18 protein-coding genes are annotated in these 23,458 nt (G+C 63.1%); 14 read left to right on the plus strand and 4 right to left on the minus strand.

Features of this window, described 5'->3' with window-relative positions; all coding sequences use genetic code 11:
• Positions 1-64 precede the first annotated feature (64 nt).
• The 4 genes from KI235_RS20235 to KI235_RS20250 all read right to left on the minus strand — a co-directional run bounded on the left by KI235_RS20235 (position 65) and on the right by KI235_RS20250 (position 6,989).
• Complete coding sequence (locus KI235_RS20235; protein WP_212795269.1) at positions 65-1,138, minus strand: lipocalin-like domain-containing protein; 1,074 nt, start codon at positions 1,136-1,138, stop codon at positions 65-67.
• Complete coding sequence (locus KI235_RS20240; RefSeq protein WP_212795879.1) at positions 1,128-3,596, minus strand: FtsX-like permease family protein; 2,469 nt, start codon at positions 3,594-3,596, stop codon at positions 1,128-1,130. The genes KI235_RS20235 and KI235_RS20240 overlap by 11 nt, the downstream gene beginning before the upstream one ends.
• A complete protein-coding gene (locus KI235_RS20245; protein WP_003203718.1) occupies positions 3,596-4,264 on the minus strand; it encodes an ABC transporter ATP-binding protein in 669 nt (222 codons plus the stop codon). The genes KI235_RS20240 and KI235_RS20245 overlap by 1 nt, the downstream gene beginning before the upstream one ends.
• A gap of 1,027 nt (positions 4,265-5,291) precedes the next feature.
• Positions 5,292-6,989: a sulfatase-like hydrolase/transferase gene (locus KI235_RS20250; RefSeq protein ID WP_043042794.1), complete on the minus strand. Its 1,698-nt coding sequence runs from the start codon at positions 6,987-6,989 to the stop codon at positions 5,292-5,294.
• 375 nt (positions 6,990-7,364) lie between these two features.
• On the opposite strand from KI235_RS20250, the gene KI235_RS20255 reads away from it, so the two are divergent.
• The 14 genes from KI235_RS20255 (at position 7,365) to KI235_RS20320 (ending at position 23,457) form a co-directional block, all read left to right on the plus strand.
• Positions 7,365-8,729 (plus strand): UDP-glucose/GDP-mannose dehydrogenase family protein, encoded by a 1,365-nt coding sequence (locus KI235_RS20255; RefSeq protein ID WP_003203722.1) that lies wholly within the window; start codon positions 7,365-7,367, stop codon positions 8,727-8,729.
• Positions 8,726-9,805: an NAD-dependent epimerase gene (locus KI235_RS20260; RefSeq protein ID WP_003203724.1), complete on the plus strand. Its 1,080-nt coding sequence runs from the start codon at positions 8,726-8,728 to the stop codon at positions 9,803-9,805. The genes KI235_RS20255 and KI235_RS20260 overlap by 4 nt, the downstream gene beginning before the upstream one ends.
• A complete protein-coding gene (locus KI235_RS20265) occupies positions 9,792-10,538 on the plus strand; it encodes a sugar transferase (protein WP_003203726.1) in 747 nt (248 codons plus the stop codon). The genes KI235_RS20260 and KI235_RS20265 overlap by 14 nt, the downstream gene beginning before the upstream one ends.
• Complete coding sequence (locus tag KI235_RS20270; RefSeq protein ID WP_003203727.1) at positions 10,539-11,183, plus strand: CpsD/CapB family tyrosine-protein kinase; 645 nt, start codon at positions 10,539-10,541, stop codon at positions 11,181-11,183.
• A 20-nt stretch (positions 11,184-11,203) separates the two neighbouring features.
• The gene (locus KI235_RS20275) at positions 11,204-12,229 is read left to right on the plus strand and encodes a polysaccharide biosynthesis/export family protein (RefSeq protein WP_003203731.1); all 1,026 of its coding nucleotides are present in this window, start codon (positions 11,204-11,206) and stop codon (positions 12,227-12,229) included.
• A 16-nt stretch (positions 12,230-12,245) separates the two neighbouring features.
• Positions 12,246-13,838 (plus strand): Wzz/FepE/Etk N-terminal domain-containing protein, encoded by a 1,593-nt coding sequence (locus tag KI235_RS20280; protein ID WP_003203733.1) that lies wholly within the window; start codon positions 12,246-12,248, stop codon positions 13,836-13,838.
• Positions 13,835-14,938 carry a glycosyltransferase family 4 protein gene (locus KI235_RS20285; protein ID WP_028236724.1) on the plus strand — a complete coding sequence of 368 codons (1,104 nt, stop codon included), beginning with the start codon at positions 13,835-13,837 and terminating at the stop codon, positions 14,936-14,938. The genes KI235_RS20280 and KI235_RS20285 overlap by 4 nt, the downstream gene beginning before the upstream one ends.
• Positions 14,935-16,305 (plus strand): O-antigen ligase family protein, encoded by a 1,371-nt coding sequence (locus KI235_RS20290; RefSeq protein ID WP_003203736.1) that lies wholly within the window; start codon positions 14,935-14,937, stop codon positions 16,303-16,305. The genes KI235_RS20285 and KI235_RS20290 overlap by 4 nt, the downstream gene beginning before the upstream one ends.
• Entirely contained in the window at positions 16,302-17,261 is a 960-nt protein-coding gene (locus tag KI235_RS20295; RefSeq protein WP_003203738.1) for a glycosyltransferase, read from the plus strand. Before KI235_RS20290 ends, KI235_RS20295 begins: the two co-directional genes overlap by 4 nt.
• Positions 17,254-18,390, plus strand: coding sequence for a glycosyltransferase family 2 protein (locus tag KI235_RS20300; protein WP_003203741.1), 1,137 nt, complete (start codon positions 17,254-17,256; stop codon positions 18,388-18,390). The genes KI235_RS20295 and KI235_RS20300 overlap by 8 nt, the downstream gene beginning before the upstream one ends.
• A gap of 12 nt (positions 18,391-18,402) precedes the next feature.
• Positions 18,403-19,407, plus strand: coding sequence for a polysaccharide deacetylase family protein (locus tag KI235_RS20305; RefSeq protein ID WP_212795270.1), 1,005 nt, complete (start codon positions 18,403-18,405; stop codon positions 19,405-19,407).
• The gene (locus KI235_RS20310) at positions 19,404-20,708 is read left to right on the plus strand and encodes an oligosaccharide flippase family protein (protein ID WP_003203744.1); all 1,305 of its coding nucleotides are present in this window, start codon (positions 19,404-19,406) and stop codon (positions 20,706-20,708) included. The genes KI235_RS20305 and KI235_RS20310 overlap by 4 nt, the downstream gene beginning before the upstream one ends.
• A gap of 113 nt (positions 20,709-20,821) precedes the next feature.
• Positions 20,822-22,771: a hypothetical protein gene (locus KI235_RS20315; RefSeq protein WP_043042791.1), complete on the plus strand. Its 1,950-nt coding sequence runs from the start codon at positions 20,822-20,824 to the stop codon at positions 22,769-22,771.
• Positions 22,768-23,457: a hypothetical protein gene (locus KI235_RS20320; RefSeq protein ID WP_003203748.1), complete on the plus strand. Its 690-nt coding sequence runs from the start codon at positions 22,768-22,770 to the stop codon at positions 23,455-23,457. Before KI235_RS20315 ends, KI235_RS20320 begins: the two co-directional genes overlap by 4 nt.
• The last annotated feature ends 1 nt before the right edge of the window (position 23,458 follow it).

Below are 23,458 nucleotides of genomic sequence, written 5' to 3' on the forward strand. Positions count from 1 at the left end.
ACGGGCTCCTGCGAGACATTCATAAACTATGAGGGTCGGCGTTCGCGGGGAGTTCCGGCGATTCTCAGTAGCCGGTCATTTCCAGGTAACCGGTGCCGCCCTGGCTGCCACGCAGTCGCACCGGTCCTTCCCAATAGGGAATGCGCAGGTTCATCCAGGCATTGGGATTGAGCGCGTGGAGGGTGATGTCGAGTTGCTTGCTGGGGATCTTGATCGCCCAGCCGACCGGCATAGAGCGTCCGGCGACCTTGGCGGTTTCCTGAGGCACGAGGCTGATTTCCCCGGCGTGCAGGGTTTGCGCTTGGCCCTGGGCGTCGATCCAGGTGCCCGTGAGATACGGCGCGCCGTCCTTGTGGCGCATGCGGTAGAGCATCAGGTGCTCGCCGTTGTCCAGGTGCAGGGAAAACCAGTCCCAGCCGGTCTGGTTTGCGGTCAGGGGCTGGCTGCTCCATTCGCGGTCGAGCCAGGCCGGGCCGCTGACCGCGTAACGCTGGCCATCGATTTCCAATTCACCGCTGGCCTGGAAGAACGGCTGGCTGTAGTAGTACGACGCCTGCCCCTGTTCGGATTTCTGGCTGAAACCTTGATCGCCCTGCAACACCAGCGGCCGGCTCGACGTCAGCCGCAATGCATAGCTGAAGCGTGGGTCGCGCGCCTTCAATTGCATGTCCGCCAACGGCTCGTCCCCTGAAGCCTGGGTACCGAACTGCCAGTCGTCGATCCAGGCATTGAAGGGCACCGCCTGCACCCCGGCCTGCCCCACCCCGCCTCGTGCATAACGCTCGGCGGCATGGTGCACGGTGGCGGATGTGACCGCCGCGTGGCCGAGCCAGATCGTCTGGTTGCGCCAGCCGCCGGCCTGGGGTGCGGCACTCAAGGCACTGCGAAACAGCGTCCATTGCACGCCGAACTCATGCCCCTGGGCATCCTTGAGATTGGCGGTGACGTACCACCACTCGATGCGAAAACCTTCATGAAGGCCATGGTCGGCGGGGAAACTGAACACCCGCCCAGGCACAACCGGCGTGAACGCGACAGCCTGGTCGCCGAGGCCGGCAAAGCCCTTTTGCGCTGGCGCGGAGTCATCACAACCGCTGAGCAACGCCAGCAGCAGCAACACGCCGACTCTAATCTTCATGGGCAAAAGTCCTCAGCAAATCCGCCGGCTGCGTGCGGTACAGCGCATACAGCGGCCAGGCCGATGCCAGTAGCGTGGCGAGCATCGCCAGGGCCAGCAACTGCATCAATTGCAACGGGAACACCCGCAACGGCAGGCGCCAACCGAAGGCCTGCACGTTGATCACCGTGTCCAGGCACCAGGCCAGGGCGATGCCCAGCGGCAACGCCAGGACCAAGGTCAGCAGCGCCAGCAGCCAGGTCTGGCCGAGGTTGAGCAGCATCAACTGCCGACGCGTCACCCCCAGCGCCCACAGCGGCGCCAACTGGCCGAGACGACTCTGGCTCTGAGTCAGCAAGCTGATGAACAACGCCACCCCGGCCACCGCCAGGGTCAGGCTGTTGAGGGCGGCGGTAGCGGCGAAGGTGCGTTCGAACACCTGGGTCGACCAGCCCTTGAGCCGGGCCTGGTCGACGATGCGGCTGTCATCCAGGCTGAACCGGCCTTGCAACGCTGTCAGTAGCGCCGGGATCGCGGACGGTTCGATGCGCAGGTTGAAACGGTTCGGCGTCAGGTTCGGCCAGTGCGCCAGCAAGTGGTCGGCGTTGACCAGCACATGGCCCTTGGGATTGCCGTAGTCGGCGTAAATGCCGACGATTCGCAGTGCCCATGGCCCCTGCGGCGTCGGCAGGGTCAACTGATCGCCGATACTCACCTTGAGGCGCCGGGCCAGTTGTTCGCTGAGCATGAGGGTGTCGGCGGCAGCCAGTTGCTCCCACGGCTTGTCGCCGGCCGATTCCAGCAGCGGCCAATGCTGTCGATAGTGGGGATGATCGATGATGCCGTGGATATCCGTCGGCCAGCCCTGCAACGGGACCGAGACTTGCCAGAGGGGAACGACGGCAGTGATCGCCGGTTGCTGCTTGAGCCAGGCGTGCAGTTCCTCCGCCTGGGCCGGGGTCTGCGGGTTGATGTACAGCTCGGCAGTCAACCGTTGTTCGAGCCAGTTGCTGAAAGTCTGGCGGAAACCGGCGGTCATGCTGCCAGCGCCGATGTTCGCCGCCAGCGCCAGCAACAAGGCCATCAACGCCAGGCTCAGCGTCGGCAATTGCTGGCGGCAATCGGCAAGAAACCACTGCCCGAGCACCGAGCGGCTGCGGCGCAACAGCCGCTTCAGCGCACTGTTGAGCAACACCGGCAAGGCCAGCGCCGCCCCCAGCAACAAGGCGGTCATCAGGACAAAACCGCTGGCCAGGCTATCGCCCCAGATCAACGCCGATGCGGCAATCAACGCCGCCACCGTAGCCACCCACCCCTGGCGTCGCAGCCATCGCGCATGGGCCTGGTGCCAGGCTTGGGGGTTGGCCAGCGCCAGCAAGGGCAGGCGCGCCGCCCGCAAAAGACTGTCAGCGCCGGCCAGCAACGCACCGAGCAGACTCAGGCCGACACCGCTGAACCACCACCATGGGCTGAGGTTCAAGTGTCCGGCCACTTCGGCGCCGTACAACCCCCGCAGGCTCGCCGCGACATCGGGCAACAACAGGCTCGCCAGCCAATAGCCGCTGAGCACCCCGGCGATCCCGCCCAGCAAGGCCAACGCGCCCAATTCGATGGTCAGGCTGGTGACCAGTACCCGCGCACTGACGCCACAGGCGCGCAGGGTTCGCAACAGGCTGCGGCGTTGCTCCAGGGCCAGGCCGATGGCCGCGTGAACGATGAACAGCCCCACCACGAAGGATAAAAAACCCAAGGCGTCGAGGTTCAGGTGAAAACTTTCGGTCAGGCGCGACAGGTTGTTTTCTTCATCGGCGTGCTTGAATTGCAGGCGACCGTTGAACGCTCCCGGTAACGCGGCGCTGAACGTGGCAGGCAACAGCAGCCGTGACAGTTGCTCCGGCAATCCGAGTACCTGTTGGGCAAAACCGATGTCCATCAACAGCACGCCCGGCGCCATGTCCTCCTGGGCATGCAGCGGTGGCAGGGATTGCCCATCGACGCTCCGGGGGCGGTCCCCCTCGGTCAGCCCCAGGGCTTGCAAGGTTTGCGGGGCGATCCAGGTGCGGCCGGGGTCGGTAAAGAACGCCACCACCTCGCTCATCTCTCGTGCCTGCCCCGCCAGCGCGGCACCGGGCGGCAGCGACACCGGGTCGATGCCCATCAGTTGCAGACGCTGATCCTCTTGGTCCTTGAGCAGCACCCGAGCCTGCAACACTGGCGACACCGGCCAGCCCTGGCGCCGCAACTCGACAAACCATTGCTGGGGGAAGGTGCCGCCACCGGGTGCACTGAGGCTGGCCTGGGGTTCGCCGCCGATCAGTTGGCTGGCCCGGGCGTAGCTGTCCCGGGCCTGACTGTTCAGCGCCTGCACGCCAGTGAGCAGGCTGGTGGCCAGCCACAGGCCAGTCAGCACGCTGAAGAATTGCACCGGGTGTTGGCGCCAATGGCTGAGCAGGGCCTTGAGGGTCTGGCGAAAAATCATCACCCCTGGGCCACCTGCGCCAACTGCCCGCCGTGCAACACCACGCGCTGGGCCAGGCGAGCCGCCACCCGTGGACTGTGGGTCACCATCAGCAGGCTTGTGGGGCTCCCCTCCAGCAGCTCAAGCAGCAGTTGCAGCACTTCGTCGCTGGTGGCTTCGTCGAGGCTGCCGGTGGGTTCATCGGCCAGCAACAAGGGCGGTCGCGAGGCCAACGCCCGCCCCAGCGCCACCCGCTGTTGCTGACCGCCGGACAGTTGCTCGGGATAACGCCGCAACAGCGCCGAAAGCCCGAGCCGCTGCACCAGATGGGCTTGCCAAGCTGCGTCATAACGACCACACAGACGCGCCTGGAACGCCAGGTTGTCCTCCACCGACAAGCTGCTGATGAGGTTGAACTGCTGGAACACCAGGCCGATTTCCGTGCGTCGCCAATTCGCCAACTGGCTTTCACTCATGCCATCTAGCCGATACTCGCCACTGCGAATGCTGCCGCGATCGACCTTGTCCAGCCCAGCGACCAGGTGCAGCAAGGTGCTCTTGCCACTGCCCGACTCCCCCATCAGCGCCAGACTGCTGCCGGGCATCAGGGTCAGGTTGATACCTTGCAGCACCGGCAATGGGCCTTGGGGCGTGGGGTAGCTTTTGAAGACATCGCGGACTTCAAGCATGAAAAGGCTCGATGAATGAACGTGGGGGTCAGGATAGCGGAGTTGAGTGATGGGCCCCACCCGGGATGAACCTGCCTGATACTCAGCAACCAGAACAGCTACGACGAGGTAGATGCCACAGAGGCTGGGTATTTGCTCGTCGGGTTGGGGTGTATATCCGTTGCTGCGGTAACGGCGACTTAGGGTTCCGCCCTGACGGCGGCTCACTTTTGAGAAGCCCGGAAGCCGGCCCAGTCAAAAGTAAGCAAAACGCTTTTGCCCCACCACTTGGTGCCTCGCTTAGGCTCGGCATGCCCTCACTCCGGCATTGCTCCGTGGGCCCGCCGCGAGGCGGCCTAACAGCCGACCTGGTTCTTGGTGGGACCGCGTTTCCCCTGTGGGAGCGAGCTTGCTCGCGAAGGCGGTGTCACAGTCGATGAAGATGTTGGATGTGCCGGCCTCTTCGCGGGCAAGCCCGCTCCCACAAGGGGGCTGCGGTGTACATAAAGTTTGTGGCTTCTGAAGACCCAATGTGGGAGCGAGCCTGCTCGCGAAGGCGGTGTCACAGTCGATGAGGATGTTGGATATGCCGGCCTCATCGCGAGCAAGCTCGCTCCCACAGGGGGGGCTAGGTGCACATGGAGTTTGTGTCTGCTGAAGATCCAATGTGGGAGCGAGCTTGCTCGCGATAGCGGTGGTTCAGCCACATAGATGCTGGACATGCTCCCGTTTTTGCTTTGCTTTGGCTTTTGATCTTGGGCGCCCCGTTAAACCACGCTGGCCGAACGCAGGCATTGCGCAGTGGGCAACCCGGCATGGATGCCGGGTTAGCCGCGCTGGGCCATGGATGGCCCTTCGCGGCGGCCCACGGAGCAATGCCGGAGTGAGGGCACACCGAGCCTAAGCGAGGTGCCGAGTGGTGGGGCAAGCCTTTTTTGCTTACTTTTTTTGGCGTCTGAAAAAAAGTGAGTCGCCGTAAGGGCGAAACCCTAAGTGGCCGTTACCGCGGCAATGGATATGTACTCAATCAACAAGAGCTCAGCGCCAGTCAATGCCCCACCGCCATCTCAACCTGGCCGGACTGCGGTGTCACGATGTCGCCCAAGTCGATGTGTTTCCAAGCCGGTTTCGCCCCCAACCGCGCATTGAAGCGATAGTTGAAAGTGAAATCATCATCGGTCGGTTGGCTCAGGGATTTCCCGTAGGCCGATTCAACCCCGGCCGGGTCGTACCCCATCAACTGCAACAGCGTCGGGAAGATGTTGTAGTGGCTGGAGCGGTCTTTGTTCTGTGCCCAGGCTCGGCGCCAATCCAGGGCATGCAACTGTGAGCCCTGGATCACCACCAACGGCACTAACCCCTCCTCCGCCACCGGGTCACCGCCGCAATGGGTGTTGAGCCCGGGGTTGCCGCGCTCGTGCAGGTCCTGGCCGTGGTCGGAGGTGTAGATCAACACGGCATGGCTCAAATCGCCCTGCTGGAAGATTCGCTTGAAGAACTCGCCGACGTTCCACAGCAGGGTGTTCTGGTAAGCGTTGCGGTACAGCAACCAGTCATCTTTCTGGCCGTTGAAGCCATCGCGGCTGCCCGTGTCCGCCACTTCCTGGAACTGCCCTCGCGGCAAGGCCGGACGGTAGGTCATGAAGTCGTCGGGGTATTTGTCGTGTACCGGGAAATGCGCCCCCACCTTGTTGATCACCACCAGTTCAGCCTGGTCGTCGCCCAGCAGTTCGATCAACTTCGCCGCAGCCGCCATGTCGCGGTCGCGCACGCTGGTATGGTCGAATTGGACGAATTCGTCGATGTCCTGTTTTTCCAGCTCGGTCATCAGGTTCTGCAGGTAGCCGCCAGTGCGCTGGGCGTCGATGTAGACGGTACGCAAACCAGCCTTTTTGGCATATTGCCAGATCGACGGCCGGGTGCTGTTGATGCGTATGTAGTCGGCGCGCGTACCGCCATAGCGCAGGGTGACATTGGTGTCGACGCTGCAATTGGCGATAGAGGCCGCATAGCCGAAATTGAAGATATCCACGCCCTCGGGCGGCGTCTTCAGGCCGGTGTGCACGCCGAATGGCGCGTTGATATCCAGGTAATTGCCGCCAACGCTTTCATCGATGATCAGCACGATATCCTGCTCGATCGAAGACGACCGTCGCACCAGGGTGACCGGCTCCCGAGGGCCAATGGTGTTGTGCAAGGACTCGTAGGCAAACAGATTCAAATAGGCCAACGGCGTGTACATCACCGGCAGGCCGCGCGCACCCTCGCCCGCCCGCAGGAACAACACGCCACTGAGCAACAACACGCCCAGCACCGGCGCCGCTATCGGCAGATAACCGGGCAATCGCACCGACCGCCGAGGCTTGAGCGCGATACCGAACAACAGCAGCAAGCCGCTGATCACCGCGCTGACAATCACCTCGCGGTACTGATAAGCCGCCTCCTGGATAAATCCCCCCGAGTACACCAGCGAAACGAACTGGCTATAGGTCAGGTAACTGTCCGTGACCCGGGTGTACACCTCGAAAAACACTGCTGAAACAAACATCGCCAAGGCAAACACATGCCTCACCAGGGTCTGGCGTATGTAGGCAGTCATCCACAGCGCCAGCACCAGTACCGCGAACATGGCGCCGAACAGCAACGTTGCGAACCCCAGGCCCAACGCGTTGAGACGGTCGAGGTAATAGTCGTATCCCTTGAGCAGGTACAGAACCAGCAGCAATTCCTTGAGGTAGCGGACCATGTTTTCCTCGACCAGATCACCGTGTCAAAAGCACTTCGTTCCTGCACGTTAGCAGCCGTTTTTCAAAGCGCAAGAAATGCTTCACCGCACCACGCGTCAAAAAAAAGTTACCCCAAAAATGACACGAAAACCCGTCACAAAATGTAAAAAACTATGGATTACTACCGTTTATCGCTTTGTCAAATTCCCGTTAAGCCCAATAAAACAGCCACTTTACTAAGACAGTCAAGGACTTGATATCAAAAGGCCCGATTTCACTTGAATTGCCAACACTGACAACTGTCATTTTGCTGACACGCTTTTCTGAAGCTGCGCTATACCCCTCTAAACAGTTTCATCCGAGTTACATCAACCGGTTTACGAGGCGCGCCAAAAATGGACGTGAGCGTATTTGGTACGGGGTATGTAGGGTTGATCCAGGCGGCCGCAATGGCCGACGTCGGACACCGCGTTCTGTGCATCGACATCGACCCGAAAAAAATCCAGCAACTGCAACAAGCCGTACCCACCATCAGCGAGCCGGGGTTGTCCAGCTTGCTCGAAGACAACATCAAGTCCGGACGCTTGTCGTTCAGTTCCCAGGCCAGCGACGCGGTCAACCATGGCGAACTGATTTTCATCGCCGTCGGCACCCCCGCCGATGAAGACGGCTCGGCAGACCTGAGCCATGTGCTGGCCGTCACCCAGCAAATCGCCGATTTCATGGACAGCGACCGCACCCTGGTCATCAAGTCCACAGTGCCGGTGGGCACGGCCGACAAGGTGGCCGAATGCGCCCGCCAGGCGTTGGCGCGGCGGGGCCTGAAGCAGTTGAACGTGCGGGTGGTGTCCAACCCCGAGTTTCTCAAGGAAGGCAGTGCGCTTGCCGATTGCATGCGCCCCGACCGGATCATCGTCGGCACCGCCGACCCGCTGGCCCGCGACCAGATGACGGAGCTCTACGCGCCCTTTTGCCGCAACCACGAAAAACTGATGTTCATGGACAACCGCAGCGCCGAACTGACCAAGTACGCCGCCAATGCCATGCTCGCCACCCGCATCAGCTTCATGAACGAACTGGCCAACCTCACCGAACGGCTGGGCGCCGACATCGAAGCAGTGCGCAAAGGCATCGGTTCGGACCCACGCATCGGTTACCACTTCATCTACCCCGGCTGCGGTTTTGGCGGCTCGTGCTTTCCCAAGGACCTGCGGGCCTTGCTCCACACCGCCGAACAAAGCGGCATGCCACTGCGTTTGTTGCGCAGCGTCACCGATGTCAACGACAGCCAGCGGCACATCCTCTTTGAGAAACTGGCGACGCAATTCCAGGATGGCCTGGCCGGCAAATCGATTGCCATCTGGGGCCTGGCATTCAAGCCCAACACCGATGACATGCGCGAAGCCCCCAGCCGCTACCTGATGGAAGCACTGTGGCGCGAAGGCGCCCGGGTCCACGCCTATGACCCGGAAGCCATGTCCGAATGCCGGCGCCTCTACGGCTATCGCAAGGACCTGAACCTGTGCGCCACCCGCGACGACACCCTGGAAGACGCCGACGCCCTGGTGATCTGCACCGAGTGGAAAAATTTTCGCGTGGTGGACTTCGACCTGCTGGCCAGCAAGCTGCGCGCCCGGGTGATCATCGATGGCCGCAACCTGTACAACCCCGAACACCTGGCCGCCGCCGGGCTGCTGTATCGCGGTATCGGGCTGCGGCACACCGTGCCGGGCACCCCGCTGCCCGGGTCACAAGCATGAACATCCTGGTCACCGGCGCGGCCGGTTTCATCGGCGCCCACGTCGTGCTGCGACTGCTGCGCGACGGCCATCGGGTGTGCGGGCTGGACAATTTCAACGACTACTACGACCCGCAGCTCAAGCACGACCGTGTGACCTGGGTAAACGACCAGGCTGGCGAGTTCCCCCTGGCGCGGATCGACCTGGTCGACGCGCCGGCCATCGATGAACTGTTCCAGACCCGGCGGCCGGACGTAGTGATTCACCTCGCCGCCCAGGCCGGCGTGCGCTACTCCCTGGAAAACCCGCAGGCCTATGTAGACAGCAACATCACCGGGTTCCTGAACATCCTGGAGAACTGCCGTCGCTATCCGGTCAAGCACCTGATCTACGCCTCCTCAAGCTCGGTATACGGCGCCAACCCGCGCACGCCTTATTCGGTGCAGGACAACGTCGACCATCCGCTGTCGCTGTACGCAGCCAGCAAAAAAGCCAACGAACTGATGGCCCACAGCTACAGCCACCTGTTCGGCATTCCCTGCACCGGCCTGCGGTTTTTCACGGTGTACGGCCCTTGGGGCCGCCCGGACATGTCGCCGATCCAGTTTGCCCGCGCCATCGTCGAAGACCGTGTGCTGCAGCTGTTCAATCATGGCGAGCACCAACGCGATTTCACCTACATCGACGACATCGTCGAAAGCATCGCCCGCCTGATCGACCGTGCGCCCCAGGTCACCCCCCTGTTGGATCACGAACAACCGGACCCGGCCACCAGCCGTGCGCCCTGGCGGATCTACAACATCGGCGGGCAGCACCCGGTGGCGCTGCGCAGCTATGTCGCACTGCTGGAAAAGCACCTGGGACAAACCGCCCGCATCGAACTGCTGCCCCTGCAAGCGGGGGATGTGCTCAACACCTGCGCCGATGCCAGCGACCTGGCACGGGCCACCGGTTTCAAGCCGCGTATCGAACTGGACGAAGGCCTGGGCCGCTTCATCCAGTGGTTCCTCGATTACTACGCACGGCCTGCCCACGCACCGCTCGCGACTGAACGCTTGCGGCCCAACCTCAGCGGAGGAATCCATGACCCGACATGAGCAAGTCATCGAGATCAACGCCCCCGGACGCGACAAGCGTGTCGATCCCGACCACCGCAGGCGCCTGGACGCGGCCATCCACCGTCAGGGCCGAGGTTGGTTGACCGGTCGCGACGGTGGTCGGCCCTGGACCGTCTCGCGCACCAACCGCGTAGTGGCCTGCCTCGGCGCCCTGGCGATCCTGCTGATGCTCTGCCCACTGCTGCTGGGCCTGGCGCTGCTGATCAAGTTTTCCAGCCCCGGTCCCGTGCTGTTCGTGCAGAAGCGCACCGGTTATCGCGGCCGAGTCTTCGGCATGTACAAGTTCCGCACCATGGTTGCCGACGCCGAGGCTCTCAAGGAGTCGCTGCGCCACCTCAACAAACACGGCGCCGATGCCATCGACTTCAAGATCGACAACGATCCGCGCATCACGCCCATCGGCCGGTTCCTGCGACGCAGCAGCCTCGACGAACTGCCGAACCTGATCAATGTAGTGACCGGCGACATGCGCCTGGTGGGCCCGCGGCCGACCTCGTTCAACGCCTATCGCTACAAGGACAACCATCTTGTGCGCCTGAGCATCTATCCCGGCATGACCGGCCTTTGGCAGATCTCCGGGCGCAGCAATATCGACTTCGACCAGCGTGTGGAATTGGACCTCAGCTATATCGCTGAACAAAGCCTGTGGCTGGATTTGAAGATCCTGATGATTACCCCCTTCAAAGTTTTCAGCGGCCACGGAGCGAGTTAAATGGACGGTTCAACCAATATCCTGACCATAGCAAGCCCGAGCGAGACCAACCTGACCTCGACCGTGCTCGACCCTTCCCTGCGGATCCTGCTTTTGACGGCCGCCAACACCGGCACCGGAACCAGCACCAGCGCGATGGCGCTGGCTGCTCAACTGGCGCAGATGAGCAACGGTCGCGTACTGCTGGTGGATGCCAGCCAGTCACCGCGCAACCTCAGCCAGCAACTGTCGTTGCACAAGGAGCGCGGTTTTACCGACCTGCTGTTCAACAGTCTCGCCCCGCCCCTGTTGCAGGACTGCGTGGTGCAGGCGTCCAGCCTGCCCTTCGACGTGTTGCCCCATGGGCGCCTGGGTCGCAATGCCGAACGCTTGAGCCCCGAGCGACTGCGCCCACTGTTCAGGCAACTGGCGGCGCAATACCGCTTTGTGGTGATCGACGCCGACGCAGTGTATTCGGCCAGCGACACGCTGGTGCTCAGCACCCAGGTCGACGGCGTGGTGCTGGTGGTGCGCGGTGAAGACACTCGCTGGGAAGTGGCCCAGGCCGCCCGCCAGCGCCTGTCCCAGGCCGGCGCGAAAGTGGTAGGCAGCGTGTTCAATCGCCGCAAGTACTACATGCCCAAGTGGCTCTACAACAACCTGTAAGCCTGCAAAAGGATGACGAGATGAACGCCAGAATGCTTGTCCTGCTGTTGCTGCCGCTTGCCGGTTGCTCCAGCAATACCGATACCCGCTCGATGCCGGTGCAGATCCTCACGGCCCCGCCGGCCAACGCCCAGGCCACCGACATGCCCAAGGTCGAACAGACCCTGCGGCCCCAGGACGTGCTGGATGTGATTTTCCACATCAGCACCACCGGCTCCCAAGCCTATCGCGTGCAGGCCGGTGACCAGGTTGCCCTGAACTTCACGGCCGCCAGCCAGCTCAACGGTACGCAACAGGTGATGCCCGACGGCACTATCGAACTGCCTGGGGCCAACACCTCGGTGAAAGTCGCCGGCCTGACCACCGACGAAGCCCGCCTGGCGGTGCAGCGTGCCTATGACCAGAAAATGCTGTTCCAGCCCAATCGCAACCAATTGACGGTGCTGGTGACCAGTCCGCTGTCCGGCGAGACCAACTTGCGCAACACCTTGACCCACCCGGGCACCGGCATGAGCCGGGAAATCACCGTGGGCAGGGATGGTTACGCCAGCTTCCCGGAAATCGGTTCCGTGCCGCTGCAAGGCATGACGGTCAACCAGTTGGAGACCTTCCTCAACGAGCGCTACGCCCAGTTGCCAGGCCACATGACCGTCGATGTGCTGCTCAAGTCCACCGCCGGCAACGAGATCTACGTCCTCGGGGAAGTGGCCCAGCCCGGTTCCTATCCGATCCGCCGGCCGATCTCGGTGCTCGAAGCCCTGACGCTGGCCCGCGGCACGAACGTCAAGGCCCGGCTCGACTCGGTGGTGATCATGCGACGCAACGGCAACCTGGTCGAAGCCCGCCACTATGACGTGGAAAAAGCCCTGAGCGGTGACGCCTCGCAGATCGCCTACCTGCAACCGGAAGACATGCTTTTCGTGCCAAAGACCAAGCTAGCCAGCGCCGGCGAACTGGCCAGACAACTGGCCGACGTAGTGCTGTTCCAGGGCGTGGGGTTCAGCTTCGGCTACCGCGTCGACAACAAAGGCAGCAACAGCAACTGACCCCAGGTGACCTGACATGAACCCCAAGGAAAACTATCTGCATGAGTTCTTCAGGATCTTCTTCGCCAACAAGCAGTGGGTGAAGCGTATCTTCCTGATTTTCGCCGTGATCGCCCTGGTGCTGCCGTTGATGCTCAAGCAGAGCTTCGATATCACCGCCCAGGTGATCGTCCAGTCGAAAAAACTCTCCCAGGGCGACGCCACCACGTCGCTGAACCAGGAAAACGCCACCTTCATCCCGCCGTCCCTGGCGGACATGGAAACCGAGAGCAATATCCTGCGCTCGCCGGCGTTGATCCGGCAGACCATCAGCACCCTGCGCGACCAGGGCGAATACACGCCCAGCCCGGGCATCTTCAACAAGTGGGTGAGCGATCCCTTCAAGCGTTACATCACCCAGCCCCTGCGCGAGTACGTCATCAACCCGTTGCGCGATGGCCTGGGGCTGGAGGTCGATCCGGTGCGCGACACCGTGCTCGATACGCTGACCGACGAGGCCATCGAAAACCTGAAGATCGAGACCCTGCCCGGCTCCAACGTCATCTCCATCGTCTACAGTTTCGGCGACCCGGCCCAGGGCACCCGATTCGTGGCGCAACTGCTGCAGAACTACCTCAGCAGCCGCCAGGACCTGCAATCGATCGAACTGCCACAGACGTTCTATGAGCAGAAGAAAGCCCAATACCAGACCCGTCTCGACGGCCTGGAAGGCAACCGGCTGGGGCTGCTTGAAAACATCGGCTCGTCCGATCCCAAGGAAGAAGTCACCTTCCGCCTGAACGCCATCAATACCGAAGAGCAGGCCCTGAACCTGTACCAGGATCGCCTGCTGCAAAGCCAACGCTGGCTCGATTACCTCAAGACCAGTCTCGCGGCGGCGAACAGCTCGCGGTTCAACGACTACACCTTCCCGTTCACCTTCACCACCACCGTGGACAACATTGCCTTCGAAGACCGGGAAATCAGGCAGCTGGGCGAGCAACTGACCAGCCAGGTCAGCCGCTACATGAATGACCTGGCGATCTTCCAGCCCGGCAGCGAACCGATGCTGCTGGCCCGGGAACAGATCGTCCGCACGCGCCAGCAGTTCCTGAAGGTGGTGAACAACCGGATCCAGGAACGCACCACCGACCTCGCCGTCGTCAGCTCGGTGATCAACCAGAAGATCGAACGCATCGCCGCCTTCAAGCAGCGTATCCATCAATTGCAGGAAACCCAGAGCAAGCTGCGGCAGATGGACACCGAGATCAACGCCCTGCATGCGGCGTTCTCCACCTATGCCCAGCGGTTCGCCGAAGCCAGCACCGCGCGTTCGCTGGACAACGACCTGTCCAACGCCCGGGTCCTGAGCCCGCCGTTCGAACCAACCGCCCCGGCCTTTCCCAAGCCGATGCTGATCATTGCCTTCGGCATGTTCAGCGGCCTGCTGCTGGCGATTGCCCTGGTCTATGTGCGTGAGTTCTTCGACCATCGCTTCAAGCATCCAGCGCAAATCACCCAGCAACTGGATGTGCCGGTGCTGTTGGTGATCAACGAGCAGTCCCCCGACAAGGTCAACCCGCACCGCAACTGGAGCCTGCCCAGCCTTGTCCATTGGGTGCGAAATTGAACGCGCCGTTCGGCCCGCCCCGCCACAGCAGCCCCCTGTCGATCATTCATCTGCTCGACAGCGGCGGCTTCTATGGGGCCGAGCGGATGCTGCTCGATCATTGCCTGGCGACACCCGGGCAGCACCAGGTGCTGTTCCTGGCGGCGCCACCGACCTTGATCACGCGTTTTCGCCAGGCCGGGGTCGATTGCCGTCATTGCGCCAGTTGGGCCGAGTTGTTGCAGCACCTGCGCCAGCGCCGGGACGACCGGCCGCTGATCAACACCCACAACTTCAAGGGGCTGTTGTTCGGCTGGTCCGCCGCCACGTTGCTGGGCCTGCCGCTGGTGATTACCCAGCATGGCTTCACCCCAAGGAGCCCCAAGCAGCGTTTCTATACCTGGCTGAGCCTGCAACTGTGCCGCACCGCCTCGGTCAAGCGGGTCGTCTGCGTGGCCGAGAGCATTGCCACGCTGCATCGCCGGGCCAGCGTGCGGGCGGAAAAACTCGACGTCATCCCCAATGGCCTGCCAGCGGCCAGCACGCCACTGGCCCACCGCTCTGACAAGCAACGCTGGCGGGTCGGCTACGTCGGCCGCTTGAGCAGCGAGAAAGGTCCTGACCTGTTCCTCGACGCCATGATCCCGCTGTGCCAGAAGCATGCATCGCTGCACGCGGTGATGCTCGGCGACGGCCCGGAACGCCAGGCACTGCTCAAGCGCATCACCGACGCCGGACTGCCCACGCGCATCGAATTGCCGGGCTACCAGACCGACATGAACGCCTGGTGGAGTCGCCTCGACGCCTTGGTGATCAGCTCGCGCACCGAAGGCACTCCGATGATTCTGCTCGAAGCCATGCAAGCTGGCGTGCCGGTGGTGGCGTTCGGCGTCGGCGGCATTCCCGACGTGTTGCAGGACCGTCATAACGGCCTGCTCGCGGCACCGGCCAACAGCGCGGAACTGGCGGCGCAGATCGAAACGCTGTTCAGCGAACCGCCCCTGGCGCGGATCCTGGCCGATAACGCACGCCGCACCCAACGGGACCGCTACGACCTGCGCACGCTGGCCGAACGCTGGTCGCAGCTTTACATCCGCACGGCACGGGAGGCTCGCTCATGATTGTCCCGCTCTCGATCGTCAGCCTGCTGGGCCTCGTATGCCTGGCGCTGCTGGCCAGCCCTTATCCGTTCCTGGCACCGGGCGCTGTACTCGGCCTGGTCGGCGTCGCCGTGCTGTACCGCAAGCCCGGTTGGGGTTTGCTGGGCATTGCCGCACTGGTGCCGTTCGAAGGCCTGTTCAAGGACAACGCCTTTTCCGGCAGCAAATTCCTTGGCCTGGCGTTGATCATGATCCTGATGTTGCAACTGGCGGTGCACCAGATTCCCGGGACACGCCTGCGCAGCAATATCTGGCGGCCGCTGATCGGTTTCATGGTGCTCTATGGCCTGAGCCTGATGTTGTCGGAAAACATGGGCCTGTCCATGACCCATTTTCGCGAACTGGGGGTGGGGTTGATTCTGTTTGTAATCACCCTGCTGATCGGTCGTGAATTGAACCTGGACCTGTTCTGCCGCCTGGTGACCTTGAGCGTCACCACCACCTGCGTATTGGCGATGTTCTCGGCCAAGTACCAGGACCAGGGCCGCGCGTCCGGCCTGCTGGAAGACCCGAACACTTTCGCCCTGCTGATTGCCTTTACCGTGCCGCTGGCGTTGCTGCTGGTGGTGCGCGGCCCGAGCTTGCTGCACCGGTTGTTCTGGGGCGGCTGTTTCATCCTGCTGCTGGGCGGCATGACCAAGACCGAATCGCGCTCGGGGCTGGTGGTGTTGATGCTCAGCCTGATGATCGGGCTGTATCACTACCGCGCGCAGCTGCCGCGCATCCGCCCACGGCACCTGGGCTTCGCCATGCTCGGGCTGGCGCTCATCATCCCCCTGGCGATCGCCGTGATGCCGGCCGGCTATGTCGCGCGCATCCAGTCGTTGAGCATCCTCAGCGCCGGCGCCAGCGCCCACCAGGATGAATCCCTCGGCCGCCGCGCCTCGTACATCGTCGTCGGCAGCCAGATGATCCGCGAAAACCCGATACTCGGCTCAGGCCCCGGGACCTTTCCGCTGCACTACGCACCCACCGGCTATGCCAAGGCGTTCTCGGCCAACCGCAAGCTGGGGGACCTGTATCGCCGGGCCCATAACACCTACCTGGAAATCTTCAGCGAAATCGGCGTCCCGGGCGGGCTGATGTTCGTCGGCATGATCGGCCTTGGCCTGTATAACCTGCTGCACGCCCGTCGGCTCTGGCTGCAACGCCGGGACTGGGCGCAAGCGGACCTGCTGACGCACCTGGGCATGAGTTTCCTCTCGCTGGCGTTGTTCCTGATGTTCCTCAGTGCGCCGAACCACAAGTTGCTGTGGATCATGCTCGCCCTCACCAGTGTGTTGCGCTACGACGCCGAGCAGGCCGCGCCGCAGGAGGCTCGTCCATGAGCTGCGTCAGTATTGTGATCCCGATGTACAACGAGGCCCGACACATCGGCCGTACGCTGCACGCAGCGCAGGAAGCCGCCCGCCAGGCAGGCCTGGCATGTGAGTTGATCGTGGTGGACAACGGCTCCGACGACCATGGCCCGCGCATTGCCAACGAGTTGGGGGCACGGGTGTTGATCGTGCCAGGCGTGCACATCGGCGCCCTGCGCAACCGCGGTGCTGCCGTCGCCCAGGGTGACTGGCTGGCGTTCATCGATGCCGACATCGAGATGCCGGCCGACTGGCTCAAGCTGTTGCTGGAACTCGAAGGCCACCAGGGCGACGTACTCGGCCTGGACCTCGACACGCCCCGGCAGGCGCCGTGGTTCGCCGAAGCCTGGCAGCGCCGCAGCCAACGTCCGGGGTCACGCCTCCTGCATCGGGTGCAGTGGCTGCCCAGTGCCAACCTGTTGATGCGTCGCAGCTGGTTCGAACGGGTCGCAGGCTTCGACGAAACCCTGCGCACCGGCGAAGACAAGGACTTCTCCTTGCGCCTGCGCCAGGCCGACGCGCAATTGCTGCTGGTCAACGAAAGCGTCGCCCTGCACTGGGGCTACGAAGGCAGTTGGCGCGAGTGGATGAGCAAGGAACTGTGGCGCCAGGGCAGCCATCTGCAATTGCTCCGCAGCCATGGCCCGAGCCTGCGCCTGCTGCGCTTCCCGGCGCTGTCCATTGGCGCCTGGGGCTTGGACCTGCTGGCGGTGCTCGCGTTGCTCCAGGGGCAATTGCACCTGGCGCTGACGTTGTTGCTGGTCACCACCCTGCCACCCTTGTTCCTGAGCCTGCGCCAGAGCCGGCGTGATCCGCGCCTGACCTTGCAATTGTGGGCCTTGCACGGGGTGCGCCTGCACCTGACCGGCGCCGCACTGCTGCTCAATCTGTGTCATTGGAATGCCAGGAGACCTGCCCGTGGCTGAATTCATTTACTGGTCGTGCCTGTTGCTGCCGGTGTACGCCTACCTCGGTTATCCCTTGATGTTGAGCCTGCTGGCGCCGCTGTTTCCGATGCGGCGCTACGGCAAGGCGTTTCCGATGGACGTGAGCATCGTCATTGCCGCCCACAACGAGGCGCGGCACATCGAGGAAAAATTGCGCACCTTGCTGGCCCAGGATTATCGGGCCCATTCATTGCGAATCATCCTCGCCAGCGACGGCTCCACCGACGACACGGTGGCCTGCGCACGCAAGGTGATCGACCCGCGCATCACCGTGCTCGACCTGCCGCGCCAGGGCAAGGCCGCCGCCCTCAATACCGGTGTCGCCCACAGCAGCGGCGAAATCCTGGTGTTCACCGACGCCGATAACCAATGGGCCAGCGACACCCTCAGCCATCTGTTGGCACCCTTGGGCGATCCGGAAGTCGGTGCCTGTGCCGGGCACATGGAAATCCCGGTGCCGGGCAAGGGCCTGAGCCTGGGCGACAGCCTGTATCGCCATTACGAAGGCTGGTTGCGTCGGGTGGAGAGTCGCACCGGTTGCATGGTCTCGGCCGACGGCGCGCTGTTGGCCCTGCGCCGGGTGCTGTTCCAACCGATACCGGCCCAGGTCAACGATGACTTTTTCCTCAGCACCTGCGCGCCAGCCGCCGGCAAGTCCATCGTCTATGCCCCCATGGCCCGGGTGACCGACCAGGGTGTGGACGAAGCCGACAAGCAGTTTCGCCGTCGCCAGCGGGTCACCGTCGGCGGGTTGCAGAGCCTGGCTCAGCGCCGGGAACTGCTCAACCCGCTGCGCCATGGGCTCTACGCCATTGGGTTGATCAGCCACAAGTTGATCCGCCGCCTGGCGCCGGTGTTGCTGCTGCCGCTCTTGCTGAGCAATGCCTGGCTGTGGAACGACCATCCGTTCTATCGCCTGAGCCTGGTGGCGCAATTGCTCGGTTACGCCATGGCGCTGATCGGTTTGATGGACGCGCGCCACCGCCTGCCCCGGCCCTTTCGCCTGGCCGCATTCGTGCTGGTGACGCTGGCGGGCATGAGCATCGGGCTCTGGCAGTTCCTGCGGGGCCAGCGCTATAGCCAGTGGAACCCAGAGCAGAATCGCTAAGGAGTACGGCCGATGTCGATCAAACAAGTCTTCAAGTGCACCGGCGGCTGGCTGTACCTGAACACGTCCCTGGGTCGCCATCCATTGCGTGGCGCCGGCGTCATACTGATGCTCCATCGTGTACTGAACAACGACCGCGCCGCCGAACTGCCCCACCGTAACGAACTGTGCGTGGGGCCCGAAGCGTTTGAACATCTGCTGATCTGGCTGCTACGGCATTTCGAGTGCGTGCCGCTGATGAGCTTGTTGCTGGCCGACCCTGAGAGCGTTCCGAACCGCCCGCGGGTCGCCCTGACTTTCGACGACGGTTGGCGCGACAACGCCATGAATGCCTTTCCGTTGCTGCGCCAATACCAGGTGCCAGCGAGTATTTTCCTCTCCACCGATTTCATCGGCAGTCGCCAGCACTTCTGGTGGGAAAGCATCGGTGAAACCCTCTGGGGCAGCCATGGCCAGGTGGCACGGCGCTCATTGATCGAGCACTTGCAGCACGTCGGTCGACCGTTGCCGGTGCTGCTCGATGACATCGACGACGAGCGCCGCAGCCTGGCGCTGCTGCATTACCTGCAGAGTCTCAAGAGTCTCGATGCACACACGTTGAGCGACCTCACCGACGCCTGCCCGCAGGGTTCCCAGCCCCAGGCCCTGGACTGGCCCCAGGTACGCATGCTCGAAGATTCCGGGCTGGTCCGCTTCGGCCCCCATGGCGCCAGCCACGCGATCCTGACCGGGCTGGATGACCAGCGCCTGCACGAAGAACTGACGCGCAGCTGGATCGCCCTGGAAAACGGCTGCGCCCATCCTTTGCCGGTGTATTGCTACCCCAACGGCGATCACGATGCCCGGGTACGCCAACAGGTGGCGGCCCACGGTTTTGCCTTCGCCCTCGGCACCGAGGCGGGGCTGTATCGCAACGACGGTGACCCGCTGAACCTGCCGCGTTTCGGCGTCAGCCAGAGCAACGCCCACCACCCTGAATTACTGGCCTGGCGCATTCGCCGAGGAACACGCCCATGAGCCGCGCTCATTACCTCAAGCACCTGGCACTGAGCATGGGCACGCGCCTGGCGATGATCGGCCTGCGCCTGCTGCGCAATGTGCTGCTGGCGCGGATTCTCGGACCCAGTGAACGCGGGCTGTTCGCCTTGCTCAGCACCCTGCCGGACCTGATCAGCGCCGCCACCAGCGGTGGCCTGAATTCCGCCGTGGGTTATCAGGCGGCGCAGCAGCGCTCGATGGGTCTGCTGCTCAGCCAGGTGCTGGTCTTCGGCTGCCTGTTGGCTGGCTTGTTAACCTTGCTGGTGGTGGCGCTGGTGCGCGAGTTCGGCGGCGAACTGGACATCGCCACGCAATTGGGATTGCTCGCCTGGTTGCTGTTGCTGGCCGTGCCGTTGACCGTGCTCAAGAGCGGTCTGCTGACGATGCACAATGCTTGCGGCGGAGTGGGCGCCTTCAATGCCTTGCGCCTGATGGAATCCCTGGCGCCCCTGCTGCTGTTCGTTGCACTGTTCTGGATGTGGAAAGACGCCGCCCTGGAAGCGGCGCTGATCAGTTGGCTGGCCGGCTTGAGCCTGGTGGTGCTGGCCGGTTGGGTGTGGTTGCGCCGCGATCATGTGGTCACCCTGCGCTGGGATCGCACCGGTCAGAACGAATTGTTGCGCTACGGTGCCCGCAGCCACCCGGACCTGCTGTTCCAGCAAGTGCTGCTGCGCTCGGACTTCCTGTTCATCGGTGCCCTGCTGGGCAGCACGGCCCTGGGTCACTACGCCATGGCCAGCGCCGCCGCCGAACTGCTGCTGATCGTGCCCGAAGCTGTCACCACGCCGCTGATGAAACGCCTGTTGCAACAGGACAGCGACATGCAGCGCCTGACGCCCCTGGCCCTGCGCCTGACCGCCACGGTGATGCTCGGCGCCTGCCTGAGTATGGCGCTGATCGGTCAATGGTTGATCGTTACCTTGTTTGGCGCCGCCTACCAGCCGGCTTATCCCGCCTTGCTGGCGCTACTGCCGGGGCTGTTCGGGCTGTGCTACGCGAGCATCCTGCGCCTGGATCTGCTGGGCAAGAACCGCCCCGGCACGGTTTCGCTGTTGATGGGCGTGGGCGCAGTGCTGAACCTGGCGCTGAACCTGATCCTGATTCCCCGCTACGGCATCGTCGGGGCCGCCGCCGCGTCTTCAATCGCCTACCTGGGCGTGACCGTGGCGCTACTGGCCATGTACTGCCGCCTCAGCGGCGTGGCGCTGTGGCAGACACTGATCATCCTGCCCAGCGACTTGCTGCCGATGCGCCAGATGCTGTTGGGGAAATCGGCATGAGTGTGGTTGCCTGCCAAACCGCCATCGCGAGCAAGCTCGCTCCCACAGGGGTTGCTGATTGCCCTGTGGGAGCGGGCTTGCTCGCGATGGGGCCGATGCAGCGTTGGTGGAAAATGGCTGCTGGCCTGTGCCTCTGGAGCCTGGCCTTCTTGGCCCAGGGCGCGGCGATGCAATGGACCGGCATCCGCGACGGCAGCCTGTACCTGCAGACCGACCGCCCGGATTACGTGACCGTGCGCTGGGTCCCGGCCTGGCAGGCCAACGCCAATTCAGAACACCTGTACCTGCTCAACGGCCAGGGGCGCCTGGTGGGTGAGCGCTTGATCAAGGCGACCCAGGAACGTGGCGAGCAGCAGTGGCCCTTGCTGCCGGGAGCCGCCAGTTATCGACTGGAAATTCCCGGCTACAGTTTCCGCCGCTACACCGTCGAGCACGACGCCCGTACCCAAGCGATGTTCGCCCCGGCCAAGGTGCATTTCAGCGCTGAAACCCATGACGGCGATGAGTTGTACTTCAAGGTCGCCCCCGGTGAACAAGCCGTGCTGGCAGGCAAGTTCCACGGCGGTGTGCGCAGCCTGCAAGCCCGGCGCGTCGCCGATGGCAAACAGGTGCAGCTGAACCTCAAGCCATACCCGGCCTATTGGCAGTTCGATCAGGTCGCCCTGCCCGTTGCCAACGTCGAGCAAACCTGGCGTTTGCAGTTGCAGGGCAACGGCAAGGCAGCGTTCTGGCTGGACGGCACGGCGAACCTGTTCGCCCAGACCGCTGAGCACCTGCAGCCGCTGCGCCAGGACCCGGGGCAGGCTCACCTGAAACTCTATGGCGACGTCCTGGGAACAACCCCGAAACTGGGCATTTCCCTGCCCTACGCCATGCCCCCGCCCTCTGCCTACCCGGTAATCGATACCCTCAAGCCCCAGGCCGCCACTTATTACAGTTTTGTCGACGTCACCGCTGCCAAGCCGGACCACGAAGATAGGTTCCGGCGCCTGTACCAGGACCGCTTCGGCATTACCCGGGACATCACCCTGCTGGCCGGTAGCGCACGCAAGGCCGACCTGCAGGCCGATCGCGTCAGCACCAGCGGCTTGCAGGCCTGGCTCAAGTCGACTCGCGCCATGGACGGCAAAGGCCTCCACTACCTCAGTTTCGCCGATGAGCCGAACCTCAACTACCCGGACTTCGCCAGCTTCCAGCAGGTGTTCAAGAGCATGGCCAGCCAGGTTCGCGCCGACCCCGCCAACACCCGCGCCGGGGTGCGCATTGCCATACCGGCCAGCTCCCGGTTCACCAATGGTCCCCTGGCGGAAAACGCCGCTGATCGACGCGGGATCGACTGGGCGCGACGCTTGCTGGCCGAGTCCAGTGACCAGATCGACGCCCTGGCCTGGCACGAATGGATGATCCGCGACCTGCTGGCGACCCGGGTCTATCGCAACAGCGTGCGCCGCGCCGCCGACCTGGTGGGCCTGGACAGTAACGGCCGGCCGCGCAAGGCCTTGTTGCTGGATCAGACCAACATGTCCAGCGGCTCGAGCCTGAGCCCCTACGACCAGGAAACCCATTACGCCGCCCTGTGGTGGACGTCCGTGGTGATCAATGCCTCGGCGGACGGTTGGCTGGACATGCTCAACTGGTTCCAGTCCGCCGACGAACCGGAGTACCCAAAAGGCATGGTGCGAGTGCTGGACAACCAGCGCTTGGAACTCAAGCCGGTGGGGCTGGCCCAGCAATTCATCCAACAGCATTGGCTCGAACAGGTGTTGCGCCTGGACAACGACGCCTTTGAAGTCGACGTGCTGGCCATGGCCACCGACGCAAGACGCGGCCTGCTGGGCGTGAACAAAAGCACCCGCCCGCAACAGGTCAGCCTGGACGGCGTGCCCTGCCCCCAGGCGAAAGCCGAGCTGGTGTATTTCGGCCCCGACAACCATAGCCTCAGCGCCCCGTTCAACTGCGAGGCCGGGCAGATCCGCTTTCTCCTGCCAGGAGAAACCCTGTTTGCCCTGAGCTGGACCGCTCCCGTTTCCCCCCAACCCGCCACCCGTCAGGAGGCACCATGAACGTTCTGCAGAAATTGCGTGACCGCATTCAGAAAAAAGGCCTGCGCGCCGTCTTCAAACAGCTGCTCAGACGCTACGTGTTTCTCCACTCGAAACTGGTGTGGCTGGAACACGATGTGCGCACTCCACTGCCCCCGCATAACCTCAAGGCCTACCCGCCGATGCGCCTGGAGTTCATCACGGTCAGCAATGCCGACGCTTTTGCCCGGTATTTCGGCGACCGCGTCAAAACCATGCGCGAACTGGCCGCCGAAGGCTACACAGGCTTGATGTACCTGGATGATCAAGGCGACACCGTGGGGTTTGCCTGGGGCAGTACGCGAGACTATTTCGACCGCCATTTCTACCAATGCAACTTCCCGATCAAGCCTGGCGAGTACTTTCAGTTCGGTGGCGAGGCGATTCGTAAATACTGGGGCTCCAGTATATCGGCGGACATGCAGCTGGAGATGTGGAAAGTCATGGCGGACAAAGGTTGCAGCACGATGGTCGATGTCTGCGACTTGCAAAACATCCCGGCGATCAAGATGCACCTGCGCATGGGCTTCCAGGAGCGCGGCAAGATCACCCACATGTATCGACTGTTCGGTCGCTGGCGTTTTTTCCACGACACGCTTTACAACGGCTCGGCATTGGACGCCTTTCGTAAACCGGCCCAGCCGGTTGCTTCGACTGCGGCGGCCTGAC

The sequence above is a fragment of the Pseudomonas sp. St386 genome (assembly GCF_018325865.1).
Taxonomy (GTDB): domain Bacteria; phylum Pseudomonadota; class Gammaproteobacteria; order Pseudomonadales; family Pseudomonadaceae; genus Aquipseudomonas; species Aquipseudomonas brassicacearum.